At 75.3% G+C, this 6,716-nt stretch carries 6 protein-coding genes; all 6 read left to right on the forward strand.

Annotation, left to right across the window (positions count from 1 at the left end):
* Positions 1-46 precede the first annotated feature (46 nt).
* Entirely contained in the window at positions 47-751 is a 705-nt protein-coding gene (locus tag E1284_RS19790; protein ID WP_207923849.1) for a molybdopterin-dependent oxidoreductase, read from the forward strand.
* Positions 738-1,460 carry a cytochrome b/b6 domain-containing protein gene (locus tag E1284_RS19795; RefSeq protein ID WP_131941014.1) on the forward strand — a complete coding sequence of 241 codons (723 nt, stop codon included), beginning with the start codon at positions 738-740 and terminating at the stop codon, positions 1,458-1,460. The genes E1284_RS19790 and E1284_RS19795 overlap by 14 nt, the downstream gene beginning before the upstream one ends.
* Before the next feature lie 140 nt (positions 1,461-1,600).
* Positions 1,601-1,849 (forward strand): hypothetical protein, encoded by a 249-nt coding sequence (locus E1284_RS19800; protein ID WP_131941016.1) that lies wholly within the window; start codon positions 1,601-1,603, stop codon positions 1,847-1,849.
* 182 nt (positions 1,850-2,031) lie between these two features.
* On the forward strand, positions 2,032-3,570 hold the full coding sequence (locus tag E1284_RS19805) for a hypothetical protein (RefSeq protein WP_165965341.1): 1,539 nt from the start codon (positions 2,032-2,034) through the stop codon (positions 3,568-3,570).
* 108 nt (positions 3,571-3,678) lie between these two features.
* Positions 3,679-5,247, forward strand: a complete 1,569-nt coding sequence (locus E1284_RS43130) for an SseB family protein (RefSeq protein WP_243714601.1) — start codon at positions 3,679-3,681, stop codon at positions 5,245-5,247.
* Positions 5,248-5,325: 78 nt separating this feature from the next.
* The coding region (locus tag E1284_RS43135) for an SseB family protein (protein ID WP_131941020.1) at positions 5,326-6,716 on the forward strand (1,391 nt) is incomplete at its 3' end.

The raw sequence follows: 6,716 nt of genomic DNA on the forward strand, positions 1-6,716 counted from the left end.
CCGGCGGACGCTGGCGGCGCCCGGCCCGCGGTGCTCGAATGGAGCGGTGAGCGAGGAAGAGCGGGCGAAGGGCAGCCCCGTCGGACGGCGGGTCGTGCTCGGGATGCTCGGCCTCGGCGCCGCTGGGGTCGCCGTGGGAGCGTCCGTCCAGGACAAGGTGAGCAAGGCCCTGGCGCCGGTGGGACCGATCGGGGACGTCCTGCCGGCCGCCGGCGGGTTCCGCTACTACAGCGTCGCCTACGGCGTGAAGCGGCACAGTGCCGCCACCCACCGGGTGACCGTCGGCGGCCTCGTCGAGAGGCCGCGGGCGTTCCGGCTGGCCGATCTGGCGCGGCTCCCCCAGACCGTCCTGGACCGCGACTTCCAGTGCGTGACGGGCTGGCGCGTTCCGGACGTGCACTGGGTGGGCGTCGCCCTGCCCGACCTGCTGGACGCGGTCGGCGTGTCACCGCAGGCCACGGCCGTGAAGTTCACGTCGTTCGACGAGGTCTACACGGAGTCGCTGACACTGGAACAGGCGCGCCGCAAGGACGTGCTCATAGCGACCCAGATGGACGGCAAGCCGGTCACCCACGACCACGGCGGGCCCACGCGGCTCTACGTGGCGCCCATGTACGGCTACAAGTCGCTGAAGTGGCTCGGCGGCATCGAACTGACCGACAAGGTCGAGCCGGGCTACTGGGAGAACCTCGGCTACGACGTGGACGCCTGGGTCGGGCGGTCGAACGGACGTGACGATGCCCCGACATGAGACGCACCGGCGCGACGCGTCCGGGTGGCTGCTGCGGTTCACGCGGGCCGAGCGGTCGATCCACCACGTGACCGCGCTGCTGATGCTCGCCTGCCTGCTGACGGCCGCGCTGCTCTACCTGCCGATGCTGTCGACGCTGGTCGGCCGCAGGGAGTTGGTCAAGACCGTGCACGTGTGGTGCGGGTTCGCTCTGCCCGTGCCGATCGTGCTGGGGCTGCTGTCCCGTGCGTTCAGGGCCGATCTGTCGCGCCTGAACAGGTTCGCTCCGCACGACTGGGAGTGGCTCAGGCGCGGCGACCGCAGGGCCGTGCGGGACGGGCGCGGGATCCTGCCGGTGGGCAAGTTCAACGCCGGGCAGAAGCTCAACGCGGCGTTCACGGCGGGCGCCATCCTGGTCATGCTCGGCACCGGCGAGATCATGACCTTCCCCGGGCCGTGGGGCGACCGGTGGCGGACGGGCGCCACGTTCGTCCACGACTGGCTCTTCCTCCTCATCGCCGTTGTCACGGCCGGGCACCTGTGGGAGGCCCTGCGGGACCGGGACGCGCTCGCCGGGATGCTGACCGGGCGGGTCGGCCGCGACTGGGCGGCGCGCCACCACGCGGACTGGGCGGAGCGGGCCGGCCGAACGCGGGCGGACCGGGCCGGCACCGGGACGACGGCGGAAGCCGGTCCAGAATTTGCCGAACGCCGCCCCGACATGTCTTGACTCTCCCCACAAAAGCGCTGGAATGGGACATCGAGGCGGGGTTTCCACGGAGGCTCCCGCCAGGGTCGGCCCGTCCGCGCTCCGCCTCGGCCGGCGGCGTCCCCGTCCGCCGGAACCCCGTGCGCGGAGGTGTGCGCAAGATGCCTGCACTGGCCGATCACCGGAGCGAGACCCGCGACGCGCTCGCACAGCGGCTTTGCGACGAGTTCGCCGCCTTCCCGTCGGACGCGGTCCGGCGGTGCGTGTCCGACGTCCAGGCGTGCATGGCCCATCTGGGACTGGAGGCCACGCCCGCCAGAGTCGAGCGGATGGCGCGCGAGCATCTCACCGGAGTCCTGAAATCGGAGCCGCCGTCCGGCCGCGTGTCCGCCGGAGGCGTGGACGGCTGAGCGGCTGAGCGGCCGCCCGCACGGATGCGGGTCCGGATGCGGTTCGGCCGTGTCCCGGACATCGTCCGCGCGGGATCTGAGAGGCTAGGAGGGTGAGTCCCCGCAGCCCCAGCCGCTCCTCCGGGGATCCTGCCCGGGACGGCTCCCACCCCCCGGACGAGGTCTCGGCGATTTTCGACGGCATGCTCCGGCACGCCCGCGAACTGCTCGCCGTGCGCAGCCCCCTGGACGCGGAACTGATCGTCAGCGAGATCCTCGGCTCCTGGTGGGGCCACCGGGTCCCGGGCGGCGACGTCGAGGAGGTCATCGGGGAGGCGCTCGCCGACTACGCGGCGGCCGCCGGGACGCCCGCCGCGCTGGCGCTGCTCACCGGGATGGCCTACTTGGGCACGCCCCGGCAGGCGGCCAAGGCCGAACGCGCCGCGCTGGAGCTGATGGCGGGCGGCGTCGGGCGGCCGGGATGGGCCGACCGCGTGGGGATGGTCGAGCCCGAGGGGTGCTTCGTCTCCAGGGACGTCTACGGCGACCAGGACTCCATCGTCTGCACCTACACCTACGGCGGCACCGAGCGGCACGCCCTGGTCATCGTGGTCGACCGCACCAAGGCCGGGGCCGTCCGGCCGTCCGCCGACCCGTTCGGCCCCGCCGCACCGGCCGGACCGCCGCCGGTGAGCGGGATGGTCAGGGACGCGTGGGTCTCCTCCCGGGTCGACACGCTCCTCGACAACTGCCGGCGCGAAGGCCGCGACAACCCGCTGATGCGGTTCGAGGACCTCGACCCGCGCGATGCCAAGGCGCTGCTGCAGAGCGCCCTGGAGCTCACCGACGGCATCGACGACCCGCCGGTGAACGAGAACTTCGGCTCCTACCACGCGTTCGTGCGCGCGCGTGTGGACATCCTCCCGCCGGGCGGGCGGCTGCCCCAGCCGCCGGTGTACGGGCGCGACAGGCGGGCGACGATCGCGGCCCGGTTCCTCTCCTCGGACGAGGCGGAGGGCCTGTCGGACCTCTCCGCGGCGAGCCGGTTCGCGGACCGCATCATCGACTACGGCTGCACCCACGACTTCGGCCGGCCGCTGCGGGTCTCGCCGGTCAAATGCGAGATGTTCCTCCTCGACTGGCTGCCGAGGAAGGTTCTGCTGTCCCCGACGGAACAGGAAGCGGTCCCCCACGTGCTGGCCGCCTGGGTCCGGTGGGCGGGCAAGCGCACCGGCCTTCCCGAGGAGGGCATCAGGGCCACCCTGGACGCCCTGTGGGACGCGACGGCGAAGTTCGCCGAGGCCTACCGCGACCCGGCCGCATTCGGCCTCGACCGCGACCTCGTCGCCCGGCTGCTCCCGGACGGCGACCTCGAGGCACTCCCCCGGCGCGCGTTCGCGCTGCCCTTCCTGTCGGGCACCCACCGGAGGTCGGGCAGGCACGGGTTCATCAACCTGTCGAAGCTGGACCCGGCCGATCCCGACGACCGCCGCGCGATCCTGGAGTTCGAGCACCCGGGGGCCGACGAGGCGCACCTGCAAGCGCACGAGGCGCTCGCGGAGATGCTGTGGCACGGCCGCCCGCCGCAGCTGTGGACGACCGCCCGGGCGCTGCTGGACGTCGGGTACGAACGGCACGAGATCCTGCATAAGCTCATCGGCGTCATGGACCGTTCGGGGGACGACCCGGACGCCCTCCGCGAGGCCCTGCGTGTGCTGCGTCACGAACCCCCGCCCGGGTGAACTCCCGGTTTGCGCGCGGCGCCCCCTGCGACAATCATCGGGACCCGGGCATCGTCTCGCCGGGTCTCGGGGGCCCGCGGGGCCGGCCCCCGGTCGTAGGGAGTGATCTTGTTGGAGTGGTCCGAGTTCGCCCGGCGGCTGGGACGTGAGCTGGCGGGGCTCGAGCGCGACACGATCCTCATCGTGCGCGAGCGGGATGAGAGCCGTCACTACGTCCAGGCCATGCGCGAGCCCGACCGGCTCTATGCCGAGGCCGTGAGCAACAACTTCCTGGACGGGCCGCTGCTGCTGACGCCGGCCGACGAGGAGGTCATGAGCGACGCGGGCTGGCGCCCGCCCGCCGACCCCGCCCCGCGCAACTGGTGGACGGAACTGCCGGAGGCGGGCGTCCCCGGCGGGATGCTGAGCGTCACCGACGGCGACTACTCGCGGCTGGCCGACGTGATGGTCACCGCCCTGCGGGACGTCCAGGGCGTCCGGCGCCCCTCCGACCTCGTCTACGAGTCGTTCCACCGGCATGGGAACGGCCTCATCGAACTGCTCGACTTCGGTATCGACGTCGCCGACCCGTCGCGCGTGCAGCAGCGGCGGGGCACGCCCGGCGGCACCCTGGCCGGGACGGGCCCCCCGCCGGCCGGTCTCCCCCCGGCGGGGACCCCGATGCCGCTCTCGACGGAGGGTGTGCCGGGCGTGGACGCCGATCTCCTGGAGCCCCGGCTGGCCGAGGCCAAGGCGAACGGCGACAACACCACCTACTTCACGCTGCTGGAGAGCGCCGACCTGGTGCTGCCGGCGAGCGCCTCCGCCGTGGAGGATCCCGACCGCGCGGAGTTCCCCACCATCGCGATCGGCGGCGACACCTACGTCACCGTCTTCACCTCTCCGGGCGCGCTGGCGCGCACCGGCGACCGGCATCCCGGCCTGTACCTGCGCACCTCGTTCGCGCGGCTCGCGTCCGGTTGGCCGGACCCGGCGTGGCGGGTGGCGATCAACTGGGGGCTGCCGAGCGAGGTGCTGCTCGACTCGTCCGTCCTCGGGCGGCTGACCGGCGGCCGGGACGCGGCGCCCCCCGCCGCCGCCGGGCCGGACACGCCGAACCCGTACGGGACGGTCGACCCGCACGCCCTCTCCGGGCCGAACCCCGCCGCGGGCGGCGCGCCCCCCGGTCCGAACGGCTCGCCGTCCGGCGCGAACGGCGCGGGCCCCGGGGTGAACGGCGCGGGCCCCGGCGCGGACGGCCCCTACGACGACTCGCACACGGCGATCGACCCGTTCACGGCGGCGGACCTGAGGGCCGCGCTGGAGGCCGGGTCCGCGGAGCCGGCGGCGCGCGAGCCCGCGCCGCCGCTCGGCGCACCGGCCGACAGGCCGGCGGGCGGGGCACCGGACGACCCGCCGCCGCTCGACCCGGCGCCGGCCGACCCGGCGCCGGCCGACCCGCCGCCGAGCGACCGGGCGCCGGAGCGGACGCCGGACCGGGCACCCGACCGTGCGCCGGCCAGGGCACCGGTCCCCGAGCGCAAGCCCGCGGGCGTGCCGATGAGGCTGCCCCACGGCACGCGGCTCTGGCGGTCGGCGGGTGACGGCGACGAGATCCCGCTCGCGGTGTACGACGCCATCGGCGGCGTCTGGGCGCCGGTGCGGGCGGACGCGGTGCCGGCTCCCTGGGCCGAGTGACGCGCCGTTCGGTTACCGTCAAGTCGGCTACCGTCAAGTACGGAATCCTCGCCCCGCGGACGTGAAAGTGGATCCCGAGTGGACTGGAACGACTTCTCCAAACGGCTGACCCTGGAGCTTTCGCGGCTGCCGGTCAAGTCGTTCCTCATCGTGCAGGGGCCCAGCGGGCTGCCCTACGTCCAGGCGATGCGGTCCGAGGGCGTGCTGGACGCGGAGTCCGTCGGCAGCGCGTTCCTGCCGCGCCCGCTGGCGCCGCGGCAGGAGCGGCGCCTCAGGACGCTCGGCTGGGAGCCGCCGGACGAGGAGGAGCGCAAGAACTGGTGGGACCGGTTCACCTGGCGTGACCGCGGCGGCCGCGCGACCTCCGAGTACCTGGAGGCGTGCGCGATGCTCGCCGGGCAGATGGTCGGCGCCTTCCGCGACGTGTACGGCATCGAGTCGCCGCTGGAGCTGGTCTACCAGGCGAGCAAGGCGGGCCCGGACGGCGGGCCGCTGGCGCTGCCCGGCCTCGGCATCCCGCTGGCCGTCCCGGAGGACGAGCGCCGCTCCGCGGCGAACGCGGCGCGGGCCGCGCGTCCGTCCGGCACCGCCCTGGAGACCGCGCTCACCGACGCGCGGGAGAGCGGCGACCAGCACGGCTACCTGGAGATCCTGGCGCGCGCGACGCTGTACCTGCCGTCGCCGGGCGAGCCGACGGCGGCCGGGCACCAGTTCGCCACGGCGCAGTTCGGGGACGGCACGTTCGTCCTGGCGTTCACCTCGCCCGAGGCGATGGACCGCTCCCTGCAGGGGCAGGCCGTCCACCACCGGGAGGCGTCGCTGTCGGAGCTGGCCCGCCACTGGCCGCACCCCGAATGGCAGCTCGCCGTCAACCCCGGCCTGCCGAGCGCCTGCTACCTGGACGCCAAGGCGCTCCTCGAACCGGAGGAGCCCCGGAAGCGCGCCACCCCGACGCCGCCGGTCCCGACGGACGTGCACGTGGCCGGGCCCTCGACCCGCACCCGGACCCGGGGCGTCAAGCCGCCGCGCGGCGCCGGCCGGCAGGCGCCCAGGGCGCCGCAGCGGCCCGGACCGGCGCCCGGCCGACCGGAGGCGTCCCCGGCCGCCGCCGCGCCGCCACAGGCGCCCACAGACCCGCGCGGCGGCTCCGCCCCGCCGCGCCCGCCCGCGCGGGCGCCGCAGGCGCCTCCACCCGCCGCGACACCACCCGCAGCGGCACCGGCGGCCGCCCCGGCCCAGACCGATCCCGCCCGGGCCGCTCCCGCACAGGCCACGCCCTCGCGGACCGCTCCGCCGCGCCCGCCGGCTCCACCGGGGCGTCCCGCCGCGCCCGCCGAGCGTCCGGCCGCGGCGGCGCAGCCTCCGGCGCCCGCCGCGCAGCCGACCACGCAGCCGACCACGCCCATCCCGCGCCTGCGGAACCCGGCCACGCGCCCCCAGGCCACGGCCGCGCAGCGCCAGGCCCCCGC

Origin of the sequence: Actinomadura bangladeshensis (assembly GCF_004348335.1) — a bacterium.
Classification (GTDB): domain Bacteria; phylum Actinomycetota; class Actinomycetes; order Streptosporangiales; family Streptosporangiaceae; genus Spirillospora; species Spirillospora bangladeshensis.